At 66.3% G+C, this 23,841-nt stretch carries 24 protein-coding genes and 2 tRNA genes; 14 read left to right on the top strand and 12 right to left on the bottom strand.

Annotation, left to right across the window (positions count from 1 at the left end):
• Nucleotides 1–37 precede the first annotated feature (37 nt).
• The 4 genes from BMY29_RS00865 to BMY29_RS00850 all read left to right on the top strand — a co-directional run bounded on the left by BMY29_RS00865 (nt 38) and on the right by BMY29_RS00850 (nt 3,028).
• Complete coding sequence (locus BMY29_RS00865) at nt 38–361, top strand: lycopene cyclase domain-containing protein (protein WP_049991025.1); 324 nt, start codon at nt 38–40, stop codon at nt 359–361.
• 116 nt (nt 362–477) lie between these two features.
• Complete coding sequence (locus BMY29_RS00860) at nt 478–1,230, top strand: CAP domain-containing protein (RefSeq protein ID WP_049991026.1); 753 nt, start codon at nt 478–480, stop codon at nt 1,228–1,230.
• A 99-nt stretch (nt 1,231–1,329) separates the two neighbouring features.
• Nucleotides 1,330–2,112, top strand: a complete 783-nt coding sequence (locus BMY29_RS00855) for a YihY/virulence factor BrkB family protein (RefSeq protein WP_049991027.1) — start codon at nt 1,330–1,332, stop codon at nt 2,110–2,112.
• Between the two features lie 82 nt (nt 2,113–2,194).
• The gene (locus BMY29_RS00850; RefSeq protein ID WP_049991028.1) at nt 2,195–3,028 is read left to right on the top strand and encodes a hypothetical protein; all 834 of its coding nucleotides are present in this window, start codon (nt 2,195–2,197) and stop codon (nt 3,026–3,028) included.
• A 58-nt stretch (nt 3,029–3,086) separates the two neighbouring features.
• Here the strand turns inward: BMY29_RS00850 and BMY29_RS00845 are convergent, their stop codons facing one another.
• Together BMY29_RS00845 and BMY29_RS00840 are read right to left on the bottom strand one after the other, a co-directional pair.
• Entirely contained in the window at nt 3,087–3,995 is a 909-nt protein-coding gene (locus BMY29_RS00845) for an AEC family transporter (protein WP_049991029.1), read from the bottom strand.
• Between the two features lie 361 nt (nt 3,996–4,356).
• A tRNA-Val gene (locus BMY29_RS00840) sits at nt 4,357–4,431 on the bottom strand.
• 188 nt (nt 4,432–4,619) lie between these two features.
• On the opposite strand from BMY29_RS00840, the gene trpD reads away from it, so the two are divergent.
• From trpD to trpG, 4 genes are read left to right on the top strand one after another with little or no spacing between them, the layout of a single operon-like run.
• The gene (gene trpD / locus BMY29_RS00835) at nt 4,620–5,717 is read left to right on the top strand and encodes an anthranilate phosphoribosyltransferase (RefSeq protein WP_049991030.1); all 1,098 of its coding nucleotides are present in this window, start codon (nt 4,620–4,622) and stop codon (nt 5,715–5,717) included.
• Entirely contained in the window at nt 5,714–6,382 is a 669-nt protein-coding gene (locus BMY29_RS00830) for a phosphoribosylanthranilate isomerase (protein ID WP_049991031.1), read from the top strand. Before trpD ends, BMY29_RS00830 begins: the two co-directional genes overlap by 4 nt.
• Before the next feature lie 3 nt (nt 6,383–6,385).
• A complete protein-coding gene (trpE, locus tag BMY29_RS00825) occupies nt 6,386–8,071 on the top strand; it encodes an anthranilate synthase component I (RefSeq protein ID WP_049991032.1) in 1,686 nt (561 codons plus the stop codon).
• Nucleotides 8,068–8,703, top strand: coding sequence for an anthranilate synthase component II (gene trpG, locus BMY29_RS00820; protein WP_049991033.1), 636 nt, complete (start codon nt 8,068–8,070; stop codon nt 8,701–8,703). Before trpE ends, trpG begins: the two co-directional genes overlap by 4 nt.
• Before the next feature lie 143 nt (nt 8,704–8,846).
• Here trpG and BMY29_RS00815 read toward each other — a convergent pair whose 3' ends face one another.
• Complete coding sequence (locus BMY29_RS00815; RefSeq protein WP_049991034.1) at nt 8,847–9,032, bottom strand: DUF8029 family protein; 186 nt, start codon at nt 9,030–9,032, stop codon at nt 8,847–8,849.
• Between the two features lie 461 nt (nt 9,033–9,493).
• Here BMY29_RS00815 and BMY29_RS00810 point away from each other — a divergent pair, with 461 nt between their 5' ends.
• Both BMY29_RS00810 and BMY29_RS20805 read left to right on the top strand, forming a co-directional pair.
• Entirely contained in the window at nt 9,494–12,613 is a 3,120-nt protein-coding gene (locus BMY29_RS00810; RefSeq protein ID WP_049991035.1) for an adenosylcobalamin-dependent ribonucleoside-diphosphate reductase, read from the top strand.
• A 216-nt stretch (nt 12,614–12,829) separates the two neighbouring features.
• The gene (locus tag BMY29_RS20805) at nt 12,830–12,973 is read left to right on the top strand and encodes an HVO_2523 family zinc finger protein (RefSeq protein WP_173424931.1); all 144 of its coding nucleotides are present in this window, start codon (nt 12,830–12,832) and stop codon (nt 12,971–12,973) included.
• A 167-nt stretch (nt 12,974–13,140) separates the two neighbouring features.
• Here BMY29_RS20805 and BMY29_RS00805 read toward each other — a convergent pair whose 3' ends face one another.
• Nucleotides 13,141–13,902, bottom strand: coding sequence for a TVP38/TMEM64 family protein (locus BMY29_RS00805; protein WP_049991036.1), 762 nt, complete (start codon nt 13,900–13,902; stop codon nt 13,141–13,143).
• A 259-nt stretch (nt 13,903–14,161) separates the two neighbouring features.
• Here BMY29_RS00805 and BMY29_RS00800 point away from each other — a divergent pair.
• Both BMY29_RS00800 and BMY29_RS00795 read left to right on the top strand, forming a co-directional pair.
• A tRNA-Leu gene (locus tag BMY29_RS00800) sits at nt 14,162–14,246 on the top strand.
• Between the two features lie 207 nt (nt 14,247–14,453).
• The gene (locus BMY29_RS00795) at nt 14,454–15,017 is read left to right on the top strand and encodes a DUF420 domain-containing protein (protein ID WP_049991037.1); all 564 of its coding nucleotides are present in this window, start codon (nt 14,454–14,456) and stop codon (nt 15,015–15,017) included.
• A 76-nt stretch (nt 15,018–15,093) separates the two neighbouring features.
• On the opposite strand, the gene BMY29_RS00790 is transcribed toward BMY29_RS00795, so the two are convergent.
• Nucleotides 15,094–15,291, bottom strand: coding sequence for a DUF5800 family protein (locus BMY29_RS00790; RefSeq protein WP_049991038.1), 198 nt, complete (start codon nt 15,289–15,291; stop codon nt 15,094–15,096).
• Between the two features lie 148 nt (nt 15,292–15,439).
• On the opposite strand from BMY29_RS00790, the gene BMY29_RS00785 reads away from it, so the two are divergent.
• Both BMY29_RS00785 and BMY29_RS20800 read left to right on the top strand, forming a co-directional pair.
• Nucleotides 15,440–16,300, top strand: coding sequence for a polymer-forming cytoskeletal protein (locus BMY29_RS00785; protein WP_049991050.1), 861 nt, complete (start codon nt 15,440–15,442; stop codon nt 16,298–16,300).
• Nucleotides 16,301–16,521: 221 nt separating this feature from the next.
• A complete protein-coding gene (locus tag BMY29_RS20800; protein ID WP_049991039.1) occupies nt 16,522–17,121 on the top strand; it encodes a cupredoxin domain-containing protein in 600 nt (199 codons plus the stop codon).
• 52 nt (nt 17,122–17,173) lie between these two features.
• Here BMY29_RS20800 and phoU (BMY29_RS00775) read toward each other — a convergent pair whose 3' ends face one another.
• The 7 genes from phoU (BMY29_RS00775) to pstB (BMY29_RS00745) all read right to left on the bottom strand — a co-directional run bounded on the left by phoU (BMY29_RS00775) (nt 17,174) and on the right by pstB (BMY29_RS00745) (nt 23,841).
• Nucleotides 17,174–17,845, bottom strand: coding sequence for a phosphate signaling complex protein PhoU (phoU, locus tag BMY29_RS00775; RefSeq protein ID WP_049991040.1), 672 nt, complete (start codon nt 17,843–17,845; stop codon nt 17,174–17,176).
• Nucleotides 17,846–18,063: 218 nt separating this feature from the next.
• Nucleotides 18,064–18,945, bottom strand: coding sequence for a phosphate ABC transporter ATP-binding protein PstB (gene pstB / locus BMY29_RS00770; protein ID WP_049991041.1), 882 nt, complete (start codon nt 18,943–18,945; stop codon nt 18,064–18,066).
• 3 nt (nt 18,946–18,948) lie between these two features.
• On the bottom strand, nt 18,949–19,884 hold the full coding sequence (pstA, locus tag BMY29_RS00765; RefSeq protein WP_049991042.1) for a phosphate ABC transporter permease PstA: 936 nt from the start codon (nt 19,882–19,884) through the stop codon (nt 18,949–18,951).
• A complete protein-coding gene (pstC, locus tag BMY29_RS00760; RefSeq protein WP_049991043.1) occupies nt 19,884–20,801 on the bottom strand; it encodes a phosphate ABC transporter permease subunit PstC in 918 nt (305 codons plus the stop codon). Before pstC ends, pstA begins: the two co-directional genes overlap by 1 nt.
• Nucleotides 20,798–21,775 carry a PstS family phosphate ABC transporter substrate-binding protein gene (locus BMY29_RS00755; RefSeq protein ID WP_049991044.1) on the bottom strand — a complete coding sequence of 326 codons (978 nt, stop codon included), beginning with the start codon at nt 21,773–21,775 and terminating at the stop codon, nt 20,798–20,800. The genes pstC and BMY29_RS00755 overlap by 4 nt, the downstream gene beginning before the upstream one ends.
• 388 nt (nt 21,776–22,163) lie before the next feature.
• Nucleotides 22,164–22,877: a phosphate signaling complex protein PhoU gene (phoU, locus tag BMY29_RS00750; protein WP_049991045.1), complete on the bottom strand. Its 714-nt coding sequence runs from the start codon at nt 22,875–22,877 to the stop codon at nt 22,164–22,166.
• 4 nt (nt 22,878–22,881) lie between these two features.
• On the bottom strand, nt 22,882–23,841 hold the full coding sequence (gene pstB / locus BMY29_RS00745; RefSeq protein ID WP_244887439.1) for a phosphate ABC transporter ATP-binding protein PstB: 960 nt from the start codon (nt 23,839–23,841) through the stop codon (nt 22,882–22,884).

Raw genomic sequence — 23,841 nt, 5'->3', positions numbered from 1 at the left:
CCGGACTTTTTGCACCGGCCGTGGAAGGCCCGGTTCGATGCGCGATATCAGCGTCTTCGGTCGGTACACCTACCTCGTGACCGAACTGTTCTGGGGGACCGTCGCCGCTCTCTTGCTCCGTCGCGCGAACGCGCTGGACAAGGCGGCGGTAACCATCCTCGCGCTGTACCCCATCGCCTACGCCTGGGACCGGTACACCCTCGCGGTCGGCGTCTTCGATATCAAACTCAGAACGGGGATCGACATTGCCGGCATCCCGCTTGAGGAACACCTGTTCATGGCCGTCGTGCCGGGGCTCGTCATCGGGATTCACGAAACCATCTTCGGCACCGGCGCCGACGCGTCGAATCCCGCGTCGTAGTCGTGCTCGCGATGGCGACGACTGCACGATTCTCACTATTCACGTCCTGACAATCGTCTCTCAGTAACTGTAAGGGATCGCGACCGTCTTGTATCGAGGTCGGGATAGTCGATCCGATGGATCGACGGCGACCCGCAACAGTTCGGGTCTCGACCGGCACCGACGAGAGCCGGGACCGCGCGCTGGTGCGCGGCCTGGTGAACTTCCTCGTCGCCGTTGCCCTCGTCTGCTCGCTCGCGCTCGGGACCGCGCTGTTCGCGCCCCAACTGCTCGCCGGGGTCGGCGTCGACGACGCGCCGACGCCCAGCTCCGATCCGCCGCCGGCCGGCGAGCGCGATCCCGCGACGACCGATCCCGACGACCCGGGGAATTCGAGCTACGAGACCGACGTCGAGGTCGTCCGCTCTCCGACGGTCGAGGACTTCGTCCACGCCGAGGTCAACGAGCGCCGGACCGAGCGCGGCCTCGATCCGATCGGGTGGGACGGCACGGTCGCGTCCGTCGCACGTGCACACAGTCACGACATGGCCCAGCGCGACTACTTCGCCCACCGGAACCCCGACGGGGAGGGACCGTACGACCGGTTCCAGGGCGTCGACGACTACTGTCACGCCTACGGCGAAAACATCGCCATGACGTGGGTCGACCGCCCCGTCGAGCGACCGGGCGGGGGCGGTGACCCCGTCCGCTACCGAACCGGCGAGGCCCTCGCGACCGGCCTGGTGAACCAGTGGATGAACTCGACCGAGCACCGCCAGGCGATCCTCGAGGAGGGCGAGACGCCGGCGTGGGATCGGGCCGGCGTGGGCGTCTACATCGCCGAGGACGGGTCGGTGTACGCGGCCCAGAACTTCTGTCGGGAGTGGTGACGGCCGCCGGACGTGACGCGGACGTCCCGACGAGCCGGCCCCAGAAACTGCGAACGACTCACAGGTTCTTAGGCGGACGCTCCGTACAGCCCTGATACGATGGACGTCTCAGGGACGCTCACCGCGGTCTATCGGACGGCGAGCGACCGCGACCTGACCTTTCTCGCGGCCGGCTTCGCCTACTACGCCTTCGTCTCGCTGATCCCGCTGATCCTGCTCGCGCTCGTCGTCGGCTCGCTGGTCGGCGGCGAGCAAGCCGCCCAGCGCCTGGTGATGGTCGCCGGCGACTTCCTCCCGGCGGCCGGCGAGGAGTTGGTGACCGAGGCGCTGACGACCGAGTCCGGGCGCGCCGAGGCGACCGCGGTCGGGCTCGCCGTCGCCACCTGGGGTGCGCTCAAGGTCTTCCGCGGACTCAGCCTGGCGTTCGACAAGGTCTACGACGAGGTGGCCGAAGAGACGCTGGTCGACCAGATCACGGACGGACTGACCGTGATCGTCGCCGGCGCGGGCGCGCTCGGGCTGATGGTCGGGATCGGCGCGATGCTTCGGCTCGTCGCCGACACCGTTCCGTTTGCCGGCCTGCTCGGCTGGCTCGCCCTGCTGGGCGGGCTCGTCCTCGTCTTTTTGCCGATTTACTACGTCCTGCCGCCGATCCCCGTTACGCTGACCGACGTCCTCCCGGGCGCGATCTTCGCCGCCGTCGGCTGGACGGTCCTCCAGGCGGGGTTCCAGCTCTACGCCGCGAACGCCGGCCAGTACGAGGCCTACGGCGCGGTCGGGGCCATCCTCCTGTTCGTCACCTGGCTCTACTTCGCCGGGATCATCATCCTCGTCGGCGCCGTGCTCAACGTCGTTCGCGGCCATCCCATGATCGCCGAGTAGTCGGACCGTCGACGACACGTTCGTTCCTTGAAACGTCCGTTCAGGGGAAAGATTATGTCCCCGGCAGCGTCAGACCACCAGTATGAGCGACGAGCACTCACCCTCCGCCGCGACCGATGACGAGGCGGACGACGACGCCGACACCGACCGCTCGAGCGGCGGCCTCGAGCCCGCCGGCGGTCCGCAACGCGTCGTCTCCGAGCAGAGCGTCGACGACATCCTCGACTCGCTCGACGAGACGGAATCGGAGCCGACGGACGCTGACGACGCGCCCTCCGCGACCGTCACGACCCCGACGAGCGACTCCGACGAGTCCGTCACGACCGAGTTCGACGAGGACGACATCCCCGACCCCGACGAGGCCGAGACCGCCGTCGAGGAGACCGCGACTGACACCGCCGATGCGCCGTCCGATACCGACGTCGACGACGCTGGTGACAACGGTGGCGACGGCGACCGGACGACCGAAACGGACGCCACCAACACCGATGCGACCGACGCCGTGGACGCGACCACCACCGCACCCACACCAGAACCCGAATCCGAATCGACGTCCGAATCGGGGTCGTCGGAATCCGCAGCTGCGTCGTCGATCGACGCGGCCGCGTCTTCACTCCCCGACGACGCTTCGATCGACGAACTCGCCGCCCGCGTCGAAGCGGGGACCGTTACCGGCGCGGATGTCCGCGCAGCCGAGGCCGGCGAGGGCCGCGAGTCGACGCCCGAGATTGACGATGTCGACCTCTCGATCGACGATCTGGAGACAGGAACCGGCGGCGCCGGCGTCTCCGACGACGCCGAGCCGCTCGCCGGATCGATCGACCGCGACGCTGGCGACGATGCGAGCGATGCGAACGGAGACGCTTCCGACGAACCCGGTCTGCTCGGTCGACTCAAGCGATTCTTCTCGAGCTAACAGCACATCGGTACCGACCGCTTCGACTCTCCGTTCTGGTTCGGTTTCTGCTCGCAGACTAGCTGACCAGCGCGATCAACACGAATAGCGTCGCGACCGAGACCAGGGTCGTCACGAAGACGTTCAGCGACGCGAACTCCCGGTCGCCGCCGAGTTCGCTCGCGAAGACGAACGTCGAGACGGCGGTCGGCGTCCCGAGCATCACCACGCAGGCGGTGAACGTGGTCGCGTCGACGGCCAGCGTGGAGAAGACGGCCCAGGCGAGGACCGGCATCACGCCGATCTTGACCGCGACGACGGTGGCCGTCGCCCCGACGTCGACCGATGGCAGGTCGACCTCCAGAGAGGCCCCGACACAGAGCAGTGCGACGGGGAGCGCGAGCGAGCCGACGGCGTCGAGCCCGGTCGCGACGGGCGACGGGATCACCAGGCCCAGAGAGCCGACGGCGAGTCCGGCCAGCAGCGTCAGCAAGACGGGGTTGGTCGCGAGTCCACGGAGTTCCCGCGCGATCGAGGCGTCGGTCCCGTTGAACGTCGAGAGCACGACGACCGTCAGCGGCACCTGGGCCAGCGAGACGACCCCCAACACGACGCTCGCGATCGCCGTCACCGACTGGTCGAACGTCGCGGCGACCAGCGGGAGCCCGAGATAGCCCAGGTTCGAGTGGTACGACTGGACGATCGCCACGCTCCGGCGCGCGGTCGAGTCCCGGTGGCGATGGACCAGCCAGGCGACGCTCGCGGTTCCGAGCAATACGGCGAGGAGCCCACCCAGCAGCGCGGGCGAGAGGAGCGCGCCGATGGAACGATCGTACGTCGAGACGAAGATCAGCGCCGGGAGCGCGATGTAGTACGCGACGTCGTTCAGCAACGCGGTCCGTTGCTTGGTCAACACGCCGGTCGTCCGCAGCCCCGCCCCGACCAGAAGGATCACGAGCAGCGCCACCAGACGACCGACGACTTCCATGTCCCGGCCCAGTCGTCACGAGGTTTTGTACCGTTCGGTCGCGGCAACAGTGCACCTGTGTCACACATCAGCACTGTCGACGCCGAAAACACGACCGGACTCGTCAGGCATCTCGTCCGGCACGACTAGGAGAGAACGCGTCGCCTGGTCGTCCGCGTTCGAGGGAGGAATCGTCGCGCGGAGAACGAACAGTACGGCTTTTGAGCGATTCGTTCGTCGCGTCGCTCCTCGCGTGTTAGCGCTCGAAAAATGGGTTGGGACAGATTTGAACCACGGTCGTTCCGCTTCGCTTCACTCCCTGATTCAAATCTGCCAAACGTCACGACGCCGTCGCTCGCGGGTTTGCTCGCGACAGAAGTAATGGGTTGGGGCAGATTTGAACTGCCGACCTCCTCCATGTCAAGGAGGTGTCATAACCAGACTAGACCACCAACCCGCCTGGTTTCGCTTTCGTTCGTGGCGTCCGTCGCCACCTCGCCTGCACTCAATCGTTGCTGCCGACCCTAATTGAAGGTTTCGAATCGGACGCCGTACGCGAGTCGAACCCACGCACCACCGTCGATACGCTTAAGTTGATGTACTCATTTGGACATCACAAGACAACTACGTACATTGGTGTTCACTATGCAGGAGTACGTCGAACGAGTCACGGAGGGGGACGACCTCACGCAAGCGGGCGCTCGAGCGGCTTCCACGGCCGTTTTCGAGGACGCGACGGAGGCACAGATCGGCGCGCTGCTGGCGGCGCTGCGCGCGAAAGGCGAGACCGAAGCCGAGATCGCCGGCTTCGCCGAGGGGATGCGCGGGGCCGCGCGGACCATCTCGCCCGACCGGGAGCCGCTGGTCGACACCTGCGGGACCGGCGGGGACGACTACAATACGATCAACGTCTCGACGACGAGCGCGATCGTCACCGCCGGCGCGGGCGTGCCGGTCGCCAAGCACGGCAACTACTCGGTTTCCTCCTCGTCGGGCAGCGCGGACGTACTCGAGGAAGTCGGCGTAAACGTCGAGGCCGAGCCGCCGGCCGTCGAGGAGGCCATCGAAACGGATGGCATCGGCTTCATGCTCGCGCCGGTGTTCCACCCGGCGATGAAGGCCGTCATCGGCCCGCGCAAGGAACTCGGCATGCGGACGATCTTCAACGTCCTCGGGCCGCTGACCAACCCCGCTGGTGCCGACGCACAGGTCGTCGGCGTCTACGATCCCGATCTCGTTCCCGTACTCGCGGCAGCCCTATCCCGAATGGATATCGAGCGCGCGCTGGTCGTCCACGGCGCGGGCACCGACGAGATCGCCATCCACGGCGAGACGGTCGTCGCCGAGGTCTGCGCGGAACGAAGTTCCGCGAACTCTCGAGCGGCGGAGCCGCGAGACGACGGCGACGCCGTCGAGGAGTACACCGTCGAGCCCGCCGACCTCGGGCTCGCGGAGCACGACATCGAGGACATCGCCGGCGGCTCGCCCGCGGAGAACGCGGCCGACATGCGCGGGATCGTCGAGGGCGACGTGACCGGCGCGAAACGCGACGTCATCCTCGCGAACGCCGGCGCGGCGATCTACGTCGCCGGCGAGGCGGACTCGCTCGAAGCGGGCGCCGACGCGGCGCGGGAGGCCATCGACTCCGGCTCGGCGGCGACGAAGCTCGACCAACTCCGCGGTTCGGATGCAACGGCGGAGGCGGTCGAGGCGGACGGAGGGGTAGAGGCGGAGCGCCGATGACGCACGTGAAGATCTGCGGACTCACGAACGAGGCGGATCTCGAAACGGCCGTCGACGCGGGCGCGGACGCGGTCGGCATCATCTGCGACGTCCCGGTCGATACGCCTCGAGAGGTCTCGGTCGAGCGGGCCGCGTCGCTCGCGGCCGCAGCCCCGCCGTTCGTGACGAGCGTCCTCGTGACGATGCCCGACGACCCCGCGAACGCGATCGACCTGGTCGACGAGATCGAACCCGACGCGATCCAGATCCACGGCGAGCGCCGGGCCGGCGACCTCTCCTATCTGCGCGGGCGACTCGACGTCGAACTCTTGCTCGCGGTCGACGCCGACGACGCGCCGACCGCCGAGACCTACGACGATATCGTCGACGGCTTCGTCGTCGACACGCCGGCCGAGGACGGCGGCGGCGGGACCGGTCGGACCCACGATTGGGACCGGACCCGGACGGCCGCCGCTGACCTCGACTCGCCGCTGATCTTAGCGGGCGGACTCACGCCCGACAACGTCGCCGAGGCCGTCCGGACCGTCGAGCCGTTCGCCGTCGACGTCGCAAGCGGCGTCGAGGCCGACGGCGGCGTCAAGGACGCCGAGGCCGTCCGATCGTTCGTCGAGCGAGCCACAAGAACCCGCCGCCAGGCGGAGTTGGAAACGGAGCCGGAGCCGTAATCCATGCGCGAATCAGCCACGGCAACCGAGTCACCGTCGTTCGACATCGATCGCGAGACGTTCCGCGACTACGCGGGCGCGAGCGCGGACCGAGAAGACGAACCGGTCGTCGTCCGCACCGTCGCGACCCTCGACGTCGAGACGACGCCGCTGTCCGCCTACGCCGCGCTCACCGGCCGCGCGGACGCGAGCGACCGCGAGCGCGCACCGTACGCCTTCCTGCTCGAGAGCGCGGAGAAGACCGCCTCGAGCGATCCGGACGGCGCCTTCCGACCCAGCGCCGCGGACGCCGAGCGCCACGCGCGGTACTCCTACGTGGGCTACGACCCCGAGGCCGTCGTGACCGTCGAGTCCGGCGACGCCACCGTCGAGGCGCTGTCCGACGACGCGCCGCTCGCGGCGGCCGAGACCGACGGCGACGGGGACGGGGACACCGTCGACGCCCTCCGGGACGCGATGCCCGACGTGCGCCTGGCGAACGTTCCCGACCACGACCGCCAACACCTCGAGGGCGGCCTGGTCGGCTTCCTCGCGTACGACGCGGTCTACGACCTCTGGCTCGAGGAGGTCGGGCTCGAGCGGCCCGACTCCCGGCTCCCGGACGCGCAGTTCGTCCTGACGACGAAGACGCTCACGTTCGACGAGCGCGACGGGACGGTGTCGTTGGTCTTCACGCCGGTGCTCGAGGCCGGCGACGACCCCGACGCGGCCTACGACGCGCTCTGTGAGGAGGCCGCCGCGGTCGCGGCGACGCTGCGCGGGGCTGAGACGCCCGAGACCGGCAGCTTCGTCCGCGAGGACGAGGTCGCGGGGCCGAAAGACGAGTACGAGGAGAGCGTCCGTCGGGCCAAAGAACACGTTCTGGACGGGGACATCTATCAGGGCGTCATCTCCCGGACGCGAGAGCTGTACGGCGACGTCGATCCGCTCGGCTTCTACGAGGCGATGCGGGACGTGAACCCGTCGCCGTACATGTACCTGCTCGACCACGGCGACCTGACCGTCGTCGGGGCCAGCCCGGAGACGCTCATCTCCGTCCGCGGCCGCGAGGTCATGTCCAACCCCATCGCCGGCACCTGCGACCGGGGATCGAGCCCCGTCGAGGACCGCCGGCTCGCCGGCGAGATGCTCGCCGACGGGAAGGAACGCGCCGAGCACACGATGCTGGTCGACCTCGCGCGCAACGACGTGCGCCGCGTCTCCGAACCCGGGTCGGTCCGCGTCGACGAGTTCATGAACGTCCTCAAGTACAGCCACGTCCAGCACATCGAGTCGACCGTGACCGGCCGCCTGGCCGACGACGCGGACGCGTTCGACGCGACCCGCGCGTCGTTCCCCGCCGGGACGCTTTCGGGTGCGCCGAAGATCCGCGCGATGGAGATCATCGACGAACTCGAGGCCGAGCCCCGCGGCCTCTACGGCGGCGGTGTCGGCTACTACTCCTGGACCGGGGACGCGGACTTCGCGATCGTGATTCGGACGGCGACCGTGGAGAACGAGGGCGATTGGGATCGGATCACCGTCCAGGCCGGCGCCGGCCTGGTCGCCGACAGCGATCCGACCGCCGAGTACGAGGAGACCGAGAAGAAGATGGGCGGCGTCCTGGCGGCGCTCGAGGAAATCGAGACGACGGCCGGTGAATCGACCGCGGACGGCGAAACCGAACCGACCCCGGAGGTGAGCCGATGAGCGCGACTGCGACGGACGACGAGCAGCGGACGGACGGCGACGCGGAGCCGCTGACCGTCCTGTTCGTCGACAACTACGACTCCTTTACGTACAACCTCGTAGAGTACGTGAGTCAGTTAGACGGCACCGAGACCGAGATCCTGAAGAATACCGCCTCGCTCGAAGCGGTCCGGGCGGTCGACCCCGACGCGATCATCATCAGCCCCGGCCCCGGTCATCCGAAGAACGACCGGGACGTCGGGGTCACGACGGACGTCCTCCAAGAAGTCACGCCCGCGGTCCCGACGCTGGGCGTCTGCCTCGGCCTCGAGGCCGCCGTCTACGAGTACGGCGGGACCGTCGGCCGTGCGCCCGACCCGATCCACGGGAAGGCGTCCGCTGTCGACCACGACGGCGAGGGCGTCTTCGCCGGCCTCGATCAGGGATTCCGGGCGGGTCGGTACCACTCCCTCGTCGCAACCGAGGTCCCCGACTGTCTCGAGGTCTCGGCGACGGCCGACCACGACGACGAGACGCTCGTGATGGGCGTCCGTCACCGCGAATACCCCCTCGAGTGCGTCCAGTTCCATCCCGAAAGCGTGCTCACGGCCGCGGGTCACGACGTGATCGAGAACTTCCTCTCTGGCGTCTAATCGGGACGATCGGACTCGAAAACGGTCGGCGATACGAGACGGGACAGGATGGGACGCGGCCGTTCGGTGCGCACTTTTCCGAGACTGCGTTCGTTTTCGCCGGCCGCCAGGCGATGCGGGCAGAGCGGCTGTTGGCCGCGCTCTCAGACGCCGGGGAGCAGTTCGAGCTGTCCGACCGCGTACAGGGCCGCGAGGACGACCGCGGCGACGATACCCACTCGAACGGCCAGTTTGATCGCGATTCGAATCGCGATGACCGCGACCGCGAAGACGGCGAGCGCGACCAGGCCCAACAGGAGCGGGGGCGCCGACGTCAGTGCATCGATCATACGTGAAAGCCCGCGCTGCAGGGACGTAATCTTTCTGGATATCGTGACTGATCAGCGACGAGACCTAACCGCGGCGAGGGCTGTCCGACCGGCGGGCGAACCGGTCGCTGAATCAGGCGAATGAACCGGTCGACGTAGGAGAAAATCGCTGAGAGACGATAGAGTTCCGTCGCTCACAGTCACTTTCAGCCCGGTCTGAAAATCGTTAAGACGGTTGGCCGCGTAGACTGTAACGACCACGCAGGCGACCGTCTCGACGGCCGCCGGACGCACAGGAACGATAGATAGTAGAGACGTCTCTACAACTAGATTTGTATTACTACAAGAAAAACAGAACTACAACACCACGTTTAAGATGGAGGCATGAATACTGAACCTTCGTCACGAATGATGAGAACCTGGAATCCGACCCGCGCCGAAATCGGTACACGGCAGTGGGATAGCGACGAGGTGACCCGCGCATGAGCGACGCCGACCTCTCGGCCGAGGAGTTGACCCTCCCGATCAAGCGTACCGAGGGCGACACCCTCGAGGAGCGCCTGACCGGTAACGCCTACCAGAACATCCTCCCCGCCCGCTACCTCCGCAAGGACGCCGACGGCGAACTCGTCGAGGAGCAGGAGGACCTCTTCGAGCGCGTCGGCGAGAACATCGCGCTGGCCGAAGCCGTCTTCGAGGCGCGAAAGCGGGACGTCGAGATCACGGTCACGCCCGACCAGCTCAAGCCCGACCACCCGCGGCGCGACGAGCTCGCCGAGGAAGTGTTCGGCGCCGGCACGACCGCGGACGACGACGACGAGACTACGCTGTCTATCTACAACGTCAACAAGTTTGCCTACGAGACTGTCGTCCCCGAACTCCCCGACGAGATCCGCGACCACGTCGAGGACGTCGCCGACGAGTTCCAGGGCATGATGGAGAACCTCGACTTCATGCCGAACTCGCCGACCCTGATGAACGCCGGTGACGAGCTCCAGCAGCTCTCGGCGTGTTTCGTCGACTCCCCCGAGGACGACATCGACGACATCCACCAGACCGCCAAGGAGGCCGCGCAGGTCTTCCAGAGCGGCGGCGGCATGGGCTACGCCTTCTGGCGTCTGCGCCCCTACGGGGACGCGGTCGGCTCGACCGGCGGCATCGCGTCGGGGCCGATCACGTTCATGCGCACGTACGACCAGATGTGCGAGACGATCGCCCAGGGCGGCGCCCGCCGCGGCGCGCAGATGGGCGTCATGCGCGTCTCCCACCCGGACGTCATCCAGTTCATCCACGCCAAGAACAAGGACGTCTCGCTGGCCGAAACGCTGCGCCTGAACGACCCCGACGACTACACGCACACCTCCTTCCAGGACGCCTTAGCGGAGGCCCGCGAACTCATCGACGACGAAGGGCGGGTCCCCAAGCACCTCCGAAACGCCGTCGAGGGCCACCTCTCGAATTTCAACATCTCCGTCGGCATCACCGACGGCTTCATGGAGGCGCTGCAGAACGACGAGGAGTTCACGTTCACCAACCCCCGAACCGGTGAGCCCCACATCGCGACCGAAGAGACGAAGGAACTCTACGAGATGTTCGGCCTCGGCGAGCACGTCGAGGTCGGCGAGGAGCTGTCGATTCCGGCCGAGGAGCTCTGGGACGACATCGTCGAGGGCGCCCACGAGAACGGCGAACCCGGCGTTATCTACCTCGAGCGCGTCAACAAGCAACACTCCTTCGACGTCGAGAAACATCCCGACCACCGCATCCTCGCGACGAACCCCTGCGGCGAGCAGCCCCTAGAGGAGTACGAGGCCTGTAACCTCGGGCACATCAACCTCTCGACGCTCGCGGACCTCGAGGCGCCCGACTGGCGCGTCTGGTACGACGAGCACGGCGACGAGTACGACTCGCTCGAGGACGCCGTCGACGCCTTCATCGAGGACGCCGTCGACTTCGAGGAGTTCGACCGCCGCATCGAGATGGGCACGCGGTTCCTCGAGAACGTCGTCACGATGTCGGACTTTCCGGTCGAAAAGATCGAGCAGAAGGTCCGGGAGATGCGCAAGATCGGGCTCGGCATCATGGGCCTGGCGCAGCTGTACATCCAGCTCGGCATGGAGTACGGCAGCGAGGCCTCCAACGAGGTCGCGCGCCAGCTGATGACCCACATCAACCACACCTCGAAGTGGACGTCCCACGAACTCGCCGAGGAGCGCGGAAGCTTCGACGAGTGGGACAAGTCCAAGTACGCGAACCCGACCGAGTACCGCGAGTGGTTCGAACACCAGACCGGCCTCGACGCCGACGACTGGGAAGATGGATTCCCGATCCGGAACCACAACACGACGACCATCGCGCCGACCGGCACGACCTCGATGGTCGGCAACACCACCGGCGGCTGCGAACCGATCTACAACGTCGCCTACTACAAGAACGTCTCCGACGACGTTCAGGGCGACGAAATGCTCGTCGAGTTCGACGACTACTTCCTGCGCACCCTCGAGGCCAACGACATCGACGTCGACGCGGTCAAGGAGGAGGCCCAGGAGCAGATGGCAACCAACCAGTTCAACGGCGTCGAGGGTCTCTCGACGGTTCCCGACGCGATCGGCGAACTGTTCGTCACGACCGGCGATCTCTCGGCGAAAGAGCACGCCGGCGTGCAGGTCGCCTGCCAGGCGGGCGTCGACTCCGCCATCTCGAAGACCGTCAACGCGCCCAACGACTCCACGCTCGAGGACGCCAAGGACGTGTTCGAGTACATCTACGAGCACGGCGGCAAGGGCGTCACCTACTACCGCGACGGCACCCGTAGCAAGCAGGTGCTGACGACCCGCGCGAAGAACACCGACTTCGCCGACGAAACCGAAGCCGCCGAGGCGCTCGTCGAGCAGATCGACGACATCTTCGGCGGGCTCGAGGCGTTCCTCGAGAGCGAGGACGTCCAGGACGTCCTCGCGTCGGACGTCGACCCGCTGGCCGGCGACGACGCCGACCACGAGCCGATCGAGATCGACTTCACCGAAAAGCGCGAACGACCCGACGCTCTTCAGGGCGTCAGCCAGCGCATCGACACCGGCTACGGGAAGGTCTACGTGACGATCAACGAGGACCCCGAGACCGGCCAGCCGTTCGAGCTGTTCGCCAACATCGGCCACTCCGGCGGCTTCACGAACTCCTTCACCGAGGCGCTGGCGAAGGTTATCTCGACATCGTTGCGTTCGGGCGTCGATCCCGAGGAGATCGTCGACGAACTCTGTGGCACCCGGAGTCCGAAGGTGGCCTGGGACAAGGGCGAACAGATTCAGTCCATCCCGGACGCCATCGGCACGGCGATGCGACGCTACCTCGAAGACGAGATCGACAAGCCGTACCCGCGCCAGCAGACCTTAGAGGAGTCGGCCGACACGGAGGCCACCTACGACGGGCCTAAGACCGACGGCGGTGCGGCCGCCCAGAGCGGGTCCGACGCCGACAGCGACGCGACCCAGGACCTCATCGACGCCGGCGAATCGCCGGAGTGTCCCGACTGCGGCTCGCTGTCGCTGTACTTCTCCGAAGGCTGCAAGACCTGCGAGTCCTGTGGCTGGAGCGAGTGCTAAGCCGCCGTAGTCGGCACACTCGCCGCCGCATCGACTGACGCGGATCGTTCGCGTCCCGATTTCGTCTCTCGTCTTCCGTTTTCCGTTGTCGCTGTTTTTCGCCGTCGCAGTTCGCGCGCCTCGCCTGGTCGCCCGCGATTCAACCGGAGTCATCACGGCGGGAGTCCGCGCTCGGTCGCGAAGCCTTTAGCACGGTCCGCGAAGAGGACTCGGATAATGGTCGAGACCGAGCCGGACGAGGTTGCCGACGGCGGTCGCCCGTGTCCCGTCTGCGAGCGGCCGATGTCCAAACGCCACTGTAAGTACGTCTGTCCACAACACGGCGTCGTCTACGACTGTTCGGACACGTTCTGGCAGTAAGCGACGGTGGGGACGCGGGCGGGGCCCGCGCTGATCCGCTTCAGCGCCCGACTCGAGCCGCGAGTCGCCTGATACTGCGACGAGATGGGAACTGACGGTGCCGACATCGAGTTGTACGTCGACGCAACCGACGATTCTGGTCGTCGACCGCCCGTCGTCACCCGTCGTCACCCGTCGGTCGATCGACCGGATCCGTCCGTTCGTGAGAGACCCCGCGCTCGGAGCGCGCGGTACGCGGGCCCGGCCAGTAGCAGACCGGCGGCGACGACGCCGGCGAGCGAAAGTACGATGCCGAGGTCGCCGACGCCGCCCGACGTGACCGTCGCGGCGGAGGCGCCGACGACGACCGCGGCGACCGTCCACGGGAGTTCGCCGATCGCGGTTCCGAGGACCAGGTGCCGGAGACCGACGCCGCTGACCGCGGCGGCACACGTCGCGACGTCCGACGGGATCGGCGCGAGTCGGGAGGCGGTGACGCCGCGGAGCGGCCCCGCCGCGTCGTAGTAGCGCGCGACGGCGTCGCCGGCCCGCGCGAGCGGTTCGCTGCGCCCGCTCAGCCGCCCCACAGTCGATTCTTCGGTCGAGGGCGTCGAGTCGGTAGCGCCGGCCGCGTCGCCGCCAGCGAGCCAACGAGCCGCGAAAAAGACGGGCAGCACGGTGACGACGACGCCGGCGAGCGCGATCGGAACCCCGATCGCCACGCCGAAGCCGTAGCCGATGACGACCGCAAGCGGCGTGGTCGGCCAGGCGAGCAGCGGTCGCACGAGGTACAGCCCGGTAACGACGAGGCCGAACAGGAACGGGTCCGCGGCGAGGGCGTCGACGGTTCCGAGCATCGTCGTCGGGGAAACGAGCGCACCCGCGGCGACCATCCCGCTCGCGACGATCGCCCCTGCGAGTGCGCGCGTTCGGACCGACGACAACGACATCGATCGAGACTCTCGCGCGAGCGTTGAAACCTTTGTGTCTCCCGCGGGTCGACGTGTCGGCGGCGTCTGGGGCGGAACCGACGCGTTTCGGGCGAGAGACGGCGTCGCGGTCGGGATGCGGCGAGTCGACGACGGTAGTGAGTCGGTCACGTGTCACTCGTGGACTGGCTCCCCGTGTGAGCCGGCCGCAGTCGCCGACCAAAAGGAAAGGGCTTTTATAATCACACTGGATACGATTGAGTGCAGACAGAGACAGCGTGCGTGGGTAGCCAAGCCAGGCCAACGGCGCAGCGTTGAGGGCGCTGTCCCGTAGGGGTCCGCCGGTTCGAATCCGGTCCCACGCATCGCATACGGCGGTTCAGCCGCCACAGATCGATGCAGGTGATCTCCCTTCGTGGACATCACCCACGCATAATTCCTTCCGACGCTACACCGACGAGCGATGGCGTCGTCCATCGCTCCGTCGGGCTACCGCTACCGCACCAGATCCGGTTAGCGTCGCGACCGGCGGAGACGGTAACCACTTTCCCGTTCCGCTCGAATCCTCGCGTATGGAATACGTTCCGCGAGAGCGCGTGCGCCTGCTCACCGGCGTGTTGAGCGTCGTGTCGCTGGCGGTGGTCTTCGCAGCCGCGGGCGGTCGGATCCCCTCCTCGAGCGTCCCGACGGCGCCGGAATGGCTCCTCGACGCGATTCCGCACGTCAACGTCGTGCTCAGCGCGGCCGCGATCGGAACGATCACGCTCGGCTGGCGCGCGATTCGTCGTGGCGCGATCGCCCGCCACCGGGCCGCGATGCTCACGTCGTTCGGACTGTTCGCGAGCTTCCTCGCGCTCTATCTCTATCGCCTGGTCGCGACCGGCGGGCCGCAGCCGTTTCCGGGTCCCGAGGCGGTCTATCAGTTCGTCTACCTGCCGCTGTTAGCGGTCCACATTCTTCTCGCGATCATCTGTATCCCGCTGGTCTACTACGCGCTCCTGGTGGCGTTCGCGCATCCGGTCGGGGACCTGGCCCGGACGAACCACGCCCGCGTGGGTCGGGTCGCGGCGACGCTGTGGCTCGTCTCGTTCACGCTGGGGATCGTGGTTTACGCGTTGCTCCACGTCGCCTACTGAGTTCGAACCGTCGGTTCTCAGCGGCGATCGGGCGGTGACGACCGCGTCTCGAGTCGGTCGAGACGGTCCGTGTAGTTCAGTCCAGAATGTCGCCGATCCGACGGGGCTCGCCCTGCAGGTTCGGCTGTTCGGCGACCATCTTCAGCACTTCGTGGTCGGTTACGTCGTAGTAAGATTTCTCGACGGCTTCCTCGACGAGATCCCGTTCGAGGCGGAACTCGGTGCCTTCGTAGACGACGTCGACGCCGTCGTCGTCGAACGCGAGCGTAGTCATAAGCGACCGTATGTAGTGCTGGTGTAAAAGGGAGGCGACTGTGTTCGGCGGCTGCGAGACCGAGTGCCGTCGCGGCGACGGCCGGGCGTCAGACGGACGACTGACGACGCGCGAGCTTTATTAGGCGGTACTTCCTTTGCATGTGAGTGTGGCCTTCAGTAGGGATCCGCTCGACGAACTCGTCGTTCCCGACGGAACGGAAGCCCAGGAACGTGCCCTCGTGACCGACGGGGATGTCCTCGTGGGCGGCCGCGCGACCGTCGAGTTCGGCGTCCGCGGCCGAAACGTGTTAGCCGGCGAGTCGGCCGCGTTCGGCGGCGACATCGAGGCCGACGGCGACTGCCGGCTCGACATGTGGTGTGACGTCGCGGAGAACGTCTTGGTCGGCCAGGACGCCTACATCGGCGAGCGCGTCCATGTCGGCGGCAAGCTGAAAGTCGCGGGCGACCTCGATATCGGCGACGACGTCGAGATCGAGGAGGGGTTCGAAGCCAACGGCTGGATCGTCATCCGGAACCCGATGCCGACGATCGTCTTCCTGTTCGTCTACCTCAAGCACCTCCTCCTGATCGGCGAGGACGACGCCGCCCAGCGGCTCGTCTCCGAACTCGTCGAGGACGACGAGGACGGCGAGCCCGAGGCGGAGCCGCTCGTGATCCCCCGAAACGCGACCGTCGGCGACGACGCCTGGCGCGTCTCGACGCCCGCGACGATCGGGGACAACTGCCGGCTCCACGGCAACGTCCGCGCGGAGACGATCGACGTCGGTGCGAACTGCAATATTTTCGGTAGCCTCCGGGCGCGCGACGACGTCACCGTCGGCGAGGGGGCCCGCATCCACGGCGATCTGACGACGCGCGACGGCGATGTCGAGATCGCAAGCGACGCCCGAATCCTCGGTGACGTCTCCTGCGAGGACCTCGAACTCGGTCCCGACGCCGAGATCGACGGGACGATCCGCGCCGCCGGCGAGATCACGATGGGGACGACCGAACGCGATCTGGAGTGACGCGGTCGGTGGACGCAGTCGGTTCTCCCGTGTGAGCCGAGCGCGGATCGCAACCAGTTCGGATCGCATCATGAGGGACGGCGCGGGGACAGAAATCGACGCGCTGTCCCCGCTCAAACCCGCCCGTACTTGATTCACACGCAGTAGACGGGTATTCGACTATTCCCGTTGAGGGCAAAGTCAGCCCGATGGCACGAGACGATCGGTTATCCCGACGGCGGATGGTCCAGTTGACAGGCGTCGCAGCGTCGACGGCGTTCGTCGCCGGCTGTGGTGGCGGTGGCGGCGGTGACGGCGGCGACGGTGGCGACGGCGGTGGCGGTGGCGGTGACGGCGTCGAGATCGAGCCCGGAACGGAGATCGACTTCAGCGGCCAGACCAGCCACTGGGAAGGCCTCGCCCCCTCCGAGATCGAGGGCGAGCAGAATCCGACGCTCATCCTCCAAGAGGGTGAGGACTACACGATCGGTTGGTCGGAAGGCGACGACTCCGACCACAACCTGGAAATCCGCGACGACAGCGACCAGGTCATCGACGACCTCACGACCGGCGATCCCGTCTCGAACCCCGACGAGGCCGAGAACAACCCCTTCGACTTCACGGCCAGCAGCGAGATGGCGACCTACCGTTGTGAGCCGCACCCGAACATGGAGGGCGAGATTCAGGTCGAAGGCGGCGGCGGCGGTGGCGGAGAAGAGGGTGGCAACGAGAGCGAAGGTGGCAACGAAAGTGAAGGCGGCAACGAAAGCGAAGGCGACAACGAAAGCAACGAGAGCGGAGGCGGTAACGAGAGCGAAGGCGGTAACGAAAGCAGCGAGTAATTCCCGTCGATCGGTCGGGAATCGATTCCGACCGTGAGACGAGACGCGTGATTTAGTAGATCAATTCTTCGTCGTTTTCGACCATGTACAGCGTCCGCGCAGCGATATTGACCGTGTGATCGCCGACGCGTTCGAGGTCGCGGATCGTCAACAGAAGCCGCGAAACGTCCTGTAACAGCAGTTCGACCTCGTCCGGCGAGTTGAGTTCACGCTCGATGAGGTCGCGGACGACGATCTCACTGGCACGTTCGGCGAACGTATCGAGTTCGTCGTCGCGAGCGGCCAGCTCCCGGCAGCGCTCGGTGTTTTCAGTGTCGTAGGCCATCATCGCGTCCTCGAGCATGTCGAGCGTCAGTTCGCCCATCTCCTGGACGTCGACGTCGGGGAACAGGTCCTGTTCGGCGTCGATCGTGTACTCGCCGAGATTGACCGCCAGGTCGGCGATCCGTTCGAGGTCGGTGATAATTTTGAACGACGCGGCGATAAAGCGAAGGTCGCTTGCCACCGGCTGCTGGAGCGCCAGCAGGTCGATGCAGTCCTGCTCTAAGTCGAGGTACATCCGATTGATCTCACCGTCGCCCTCGATCACTTCGTGGGCGAGTTCGTCGTCTTTCTGCTCGAGGGCGTCCAGTCCCATGCGAAGGCGCTCCATGACGACTTCGCTCATGTAGAGCACGTCCTCGCGGAGTTCCGCGAGCTGCTCCTGATACGATTGCCTGGCCATACGTTTGACACCTCGTCGAGCACTGATAAAGACTGCGTGCGAGCGATCGCGGGCAGATTCTGCGACACCGCTGCGGACGGCCGCTCTGGTGCCGCCGCTGATGACGGCGACGTCGAACGTGAACGCGGGACAGAAACGAGGAACGAGACGCGATTCGAGCGACGGATCGTTCGGCAATAGGTCAGTACCGGGACCGCAAACCCCCCTCGACCGAGGGACTATCCGAACTTGCCGGTGATGTAGTCCTCGACGCGGTCGTTTTCGGGGTTCTCGAAGATTTTGTTCGTATCGTCGAACTCGACGAGTTCGCCGCCGGTGAGGAAGACGGCCGTCTTATCGGAGATGCGGGCCGCCTGCTGCATGTTGTGCGTGACGATGACGACCGTGTACTCCTCGGAGAGGTCCTCGATGAGGTCCTCGATCTTCGAGGTGGCGACCGGGTCCAGCGCCGACGCCGGTTCGTCCATCAGGATAACCTCCGGGTCGGGCGCGATCGCGCGGGCGATACACAGCCGCTGTTGCTGCCCGCCGGAGAGATCCAGTCCGCTCTCGTCGAGTTGGTCCTCGACCTCGTCGAGCAGCGCTGCCCGTTCGAGGGCCGTGCGGACCTTCTCGTCGACGTTCTCGTCTTTCCCCTGGACTTTCAGCCCGTAGGCGACGTTCTCGCGGATGCTCTTGGGGAAGGGGTTGGGCGACTGGAAGACCATCCCGATCTTCCGGCGCAGGGCGACGGGATCGACGTCCTCGTCGTAGACGTTCTTCCCGCGGAAGTAGAGGTCGCCCTCGACGCGAGCGATGTCGATGAGGTCGTTCATCCGGTTGATCGAGCGCAGGAATGTCGACTTCCCGCAGCCCGACGGCCCGATGAGCGCCGTCACCTGCTTCTCGGGGATCTCCATGTCGATCCCCTGCAGCGCCTGGTCGTCGCCGTAGTAGACGTCGAGGTCGCGCGCCTCGATGATCGTCCGGTCGACGACCGTCTCCGCTTCTGACTCGGCGGTCCGGTCGGCGAGGCCGTCGGTTCCGGGCGTGGGGCCGGTACCGGTTCGCTGCTCGTCGGTCTGTTCCGCCTCTGGGGAAGTCATTGCGTCTTGTGTCATGTGTCAGGTCCGCTGCTGATATCTGTTCCGGATGAGAATCGCGATGGAGTTGATCGTCAGGAGGACGACCAGCAGCGTCACCGCGCCGGCGGCGACGACGCCGTACTGGAACTCCATCTCCGGACGGTCCGCCCACGTGAAGATCTGCATGGGCATGGCCGTGATCTTGCTGAACAGGCTGTTCGGGGTTCCGAAGACCGCAGTCGGCGCGCCGATCATGATCAGCGGCGCCGTCTCGCCGATCGCCCGACCGAGCGCGAGGATCGTCCCGGTCAGGATGCCGGGCATCGACCGCGGCAGGACGACGTTGCGAATCGTCTGCCACTTCGTCGCGCCCATCCCGTAGCTCGCCTGGCGTTGGGAGTCGGGCACCGATCGGATCGCCTCCTGGGCGGAGATGATGACGATCGGCAGGATGAGCAGGGAGATCGTGAAGCCGGCTACCAACAGCGTCCCGAAGCCGAGATTGAGCAGGCTCACGAACAGGCCGAGCCCGAGCAGGCCGTAGACGACCGACGGGACGCCGGCGAGGTTCGCGATGTTGAGCTGGATGAATCGCGTGAGGTAGCCGTCGTTGGCGTACTCTTCGAGGTAGATCGCCGCGCCGACGCCAAGCGGGAAGGTGATCACGGCGATCACGATCATGAGCGCGATCGAGCCGACGATCGCCGGGAAGAACCCGGCCGCGAAGGGATCGCTGAAGCTCGGCGGGCTCGTGAGGAACTGCCAATCGAGCCACGAGCCGTACTCGGGGTCGGTCACCGCCAGCGCGTCGACAAGGACGTTCGCCAGCAACGCGGCGAGCGCGACGATGCCGAGCAGGGCCGCCGCGAAGGTCAGCCAGCGGAAGGCGACGTCTTTCGTTCGGCTCACGCGGCCGAAGGCCGGTTCCGACGCGTCGGTCAGGTCCGGTTGCGATTGCTCCGTATCCGAGGACATTAGCGGTACACCTCCCGGTAGCGCGAGGCCACCCATTCGCTGAAGAGATTCATCGCGAACGTGATGACGAATAGGGTCAACCCGACCGCGAAGAGGCTCTTGTACTCCGTCGACTGGCCGATGACGTCGCTGGCCCCGATCTGGACCATGGCGGCTGTCATCGTCTGGATCGATCCGAGGAACATTCCGGCGGGATCGGTCAGATCGATCAGCCGCGGGGTCTGGCCCGCGGCGATCGCGACGATCATCGTCTCGCCGATCGCCCGCGAGAGCGCGAGGATGTACGACGAGAGGATCCCCGACAGCGCCGCCGGCACGACGACGGACGTCGAGACGGTGAACTTCGTCGCGCCCAGGCCGTAGCTGGCCCGGCGCAGCGAGTCGGGCACCGCGCTCATGGCGTCCTCGCTGATCGAGGAGACCATCGGGATGATCATGATCCCGACCATGATCGACGCCGAGAGTGCGTTGAACGTACCGATCGGGACGATCGCGTCGAGCGCCGGCGTGACGTACACCAGCGCGAAGTAGCCGTAGACGACCGTCGGCACGCCCGCGAGCACCTCAAGGGCGGGTTTGAGGAAGGCCCGCCGGCGCTCGGAGGCGTACTCGCTGAGGTAGATCGCCGTCAGGAGACCGATCGGCAGGGCGATGACCGCCGAGCCGAACGTGATGATCAGCGTCCCGGAGATCAGTGGCCAGACGCCGTAGACCTCGTTGGCCGGCGTCCACTCGGTGCCGGTGAAGAACTCGAGGGGCGAAACAGCCGCGAAGAAGTCCACGGCGTCGTACAGTAACGTGGCGACGATCGCGATCGTCGTGAGGATCGACAGGGCGGCACACAGCGCGAACAGCGCCTTGAACGCGGCACCGCGGGTCGTGCGGGCGCCGTCGCCGGTGAGATCGGGTGCGCTCACTCGGCGGTCACCTCCTCGATCGCGTCGTCGAGTTCCGCGAGGTTCTCGTCGCGTTCGTCCTCGGTCATCGGGACGTAGCCGACCTCGTTGACCAGGTCCGTTGACGTCTGTTCGAGGTAGAACTCGACGAAGTCACGCACCGCGGACCGTTCCAGCGACTCCTGGGCGACGTAGATATACAGCGAGCGGGACAGCGGCGTGTACTCGCCCTTCTTTGCGGTCTCGAGCGATGGTTTGACGCAGCCGTTACCGTCGTCGATCCCGAGGGCCTTGATCTCGTCCGGGTTCTCGTCGTAGTACGCGAACCCGAAGTACCCGATCGCGAACTCGTTGCCCTGTACGCCCTGAACGATCGTCCGGTCGCGCTCGGTGGCGTGATAGTCGGTCGTGTGAGTGCCGTCCTCGCCGAGAATGGCTTCGTCGAAGTAGTCGAACGTGCCGGAAGTCGTGTCCGCGCCGAAGCGCTGGATCTCCTCGTCTGGCCACTCGTCGCGGACCTCGCTCCACCGCTCGGCGCCGTCAGCCTGCCAGATCTGGCTGAGCTCCTCGACGGTCACGCAGTCGATCCAATCGGCTTCGGGATTGACGACGACGGTCAGCGCGTCCGTCGCGACGGTGAACTCGATCGGCGTGATGTCGTTCCCGCCGCACTGTTCGACCTCGACGTCGGCGATTTCCCGGCTGGCGTTGTTGATGTCCGTCATCCCCGGACAGAAGAAGTTCGAGAAACCGCCCCCGGTCCCCGTCCGGCTGATCGAAATGGTGACGTCGTCTCGTTCCTCCCTGAACTCGGACGCGACCACGGAGGTCACGGGAAACACCGTCGAGCTTCCCGCGATGTTGACCTCCCTGGACTCGCCCGAGAGCGTCCCGACACAGCCGGCCAGGCCGGTTGCGGCGGCAACGCCCGTCCCGGCCAAAAAATGCCGCCGCCCGAGCCCGGACGACGGTGGTCCAGTGGTGTCTTTCGACATCACGTGAGGATGACCAGCTACCGAATAAGTACCCTACTATGATCGCTATATAGACGTATGTAGATATTCGGGTCGGGCATCGGTTGCCGTGATCTGTGGGAATATGCGACAAGCGGCACGTATTTCGCCGCTTGATTGCTCAGTAGGACTATCGATCCAGTTGATGCGCGTTACAATCAGTCGAAGATACCTGTGTCAGCTGCGTAGTATATAGAAGACCGCGTTCGAACGTAATCGACCGAAATAGGGGTAGGGGATAGCGAGACCGACGGTCGGCGCTACTCCGGAGAGAGACGGCAGAAAAGGGGACTCGCTGCTGAGAACATCGATCGCTACTCGGTCGACGGCTCCCGTCCGTTCGACTCGAATTCGGTCCCGCCGACGGCGGTCAGGCGAGTAACTCGTCGTCGCTCTCGAGGGCGTACAGCGTCCGGGCGGCGACGTTGACCGCGTGATCACCGACGCGCTCTACATCGCGAACGACGACGAGCGTCCGTGAAACGTCAGCGAGGACGTTCCGAACGGGGGCGTCCCGTCCGTACCGAGGCCGACCGGCGTTCTCGCCGGTCGCCTCGCACCGTAACTCGACGAGCGTCCGGACGACTCGATCGGTCACGTCGGCACAGCGCGCGTCCAGTTCGTCGTCGCGATCGGCGACCGTGAAACAGGCCGCCGCGTCCTCGGTGGCGAACGCCTCGATCGCCCGATCGAGCAGTTCGAGCGCGAGCGCGGTGAGCCGTTCGAAATCCACGTCGGGCAGCGGCGACGCGGAGCCGGTCGCGTCCATTGCGTACTCGGCCAGGTTGGTCGCGAGATCGCCCACCCGCTCCAGATCGGTAACGACCTTGAACGCGGCCGCGACGAACCGGAGATCACCGGCGACGGGTTGGTGCAGCGCGAGCAAATCGAGACACTCCCCTTCGATCTCGAGATACCGGTCGTCGATCTCGTCGTCGCCCGCGACGACGTCGCGTGCGAGGGATCGATCGCCGGTATACAGTGCGGTGCAGGCGTCAGCCAGCCGATCGCGGACCAGATCGCCCATCGCGACGACCGCTTCGCGAAGCCGTTCGAGCCGGTGTCGGTACTTTTCGCGGGTCATTCCGTCACCCGAACTTGCCGGTGATGTAGTCCTCGACGCGGTCGTTATCGGGATTTTCGAAGATTTTGTTCGTGTCGTCGAACTCGACGAGTTCGCCGCCGGTAAGGAAGACGGCCGTCTTATCAGAGATGCGGGCCGCCTGTTGCATGTTGTGCGTGACGATGACGACCGTGTACTCCTCGGAGAGGTCCTCGATCAGATCTTCGATCTTCGAGGTGGCGACTGGGTCCAGCGCCGATGCCGGCTCATCCATCAGAATGACTTCCGGATCGGGCGCGATCGCGCGGGCGATACACAGCCGCTGTTGCTGCCCGCCGGAGAGGTCCAGTCCGCTCCCATCGAGCTGGTCCTCGACCTCGTCGAGCAACGCTGCGCGCTCGAGCGCGCTGTGGACCGTCTCGTCGACGTCGACGTCCCTGTTCTGCACCTCCAAGCCGAAGGCGACGTTGTCGTAGATGCTTTTCGGGAAGGGGTTGGGCGACTGAAAGACCATTCCGATCTTCCGGCGTAAGGCGACGGGGTCGACGTCCTCGTCGTAGACGTTCTTGCCGTCGAACAGCAGTTCTCCCTCCATCCGGGCGGCGTCGATAAGGTCGTTCATCCGGTTGATCGAGCGCAGGAACGTCGACTTCCCGCAACCGGAGGGGCCGATCAACGCGGTGACGCGGTTCTCGGGAATCTCGATGTCGACGCTTCGCAGCGCCTGGTGGTCGTCGTAGTAGACGTCGAGGGTGCGTGCTTCGATCACCGCTTCCGTCTCCGCCTGGGTCGTCCCGGCTGCGGATCGCTCGCCGACGTCGAACGACTCGTCGAGCAAGGGGGCGCTTTCGGCGTCGGATTCGGATCCGAATCCGGAATCGGGCCCGGCGGATCCGGAGCCGATGGTCGTCTCCGAGACGGCCGCGCCCTCGTCCGTTCGCTGTGCATCGCTGTCGTCGGTCCGTGGTGTGTCGTTTCGGGTCAT

This window comes from Natrinema salifodinae (assembly GCF_900110455.1).
In the GTDB taxonomy this organism is placed as follows: Archaea; Halobacteriota; Halobacteria; order Halobacteriales; family Natrialbaceae; genus Natrinema; species Natrinema salifodinae.
Note: the sequence above shows the minus strand (reverse complement) of the source record. Positions and strands in the feature narration are given on the sequence as shown.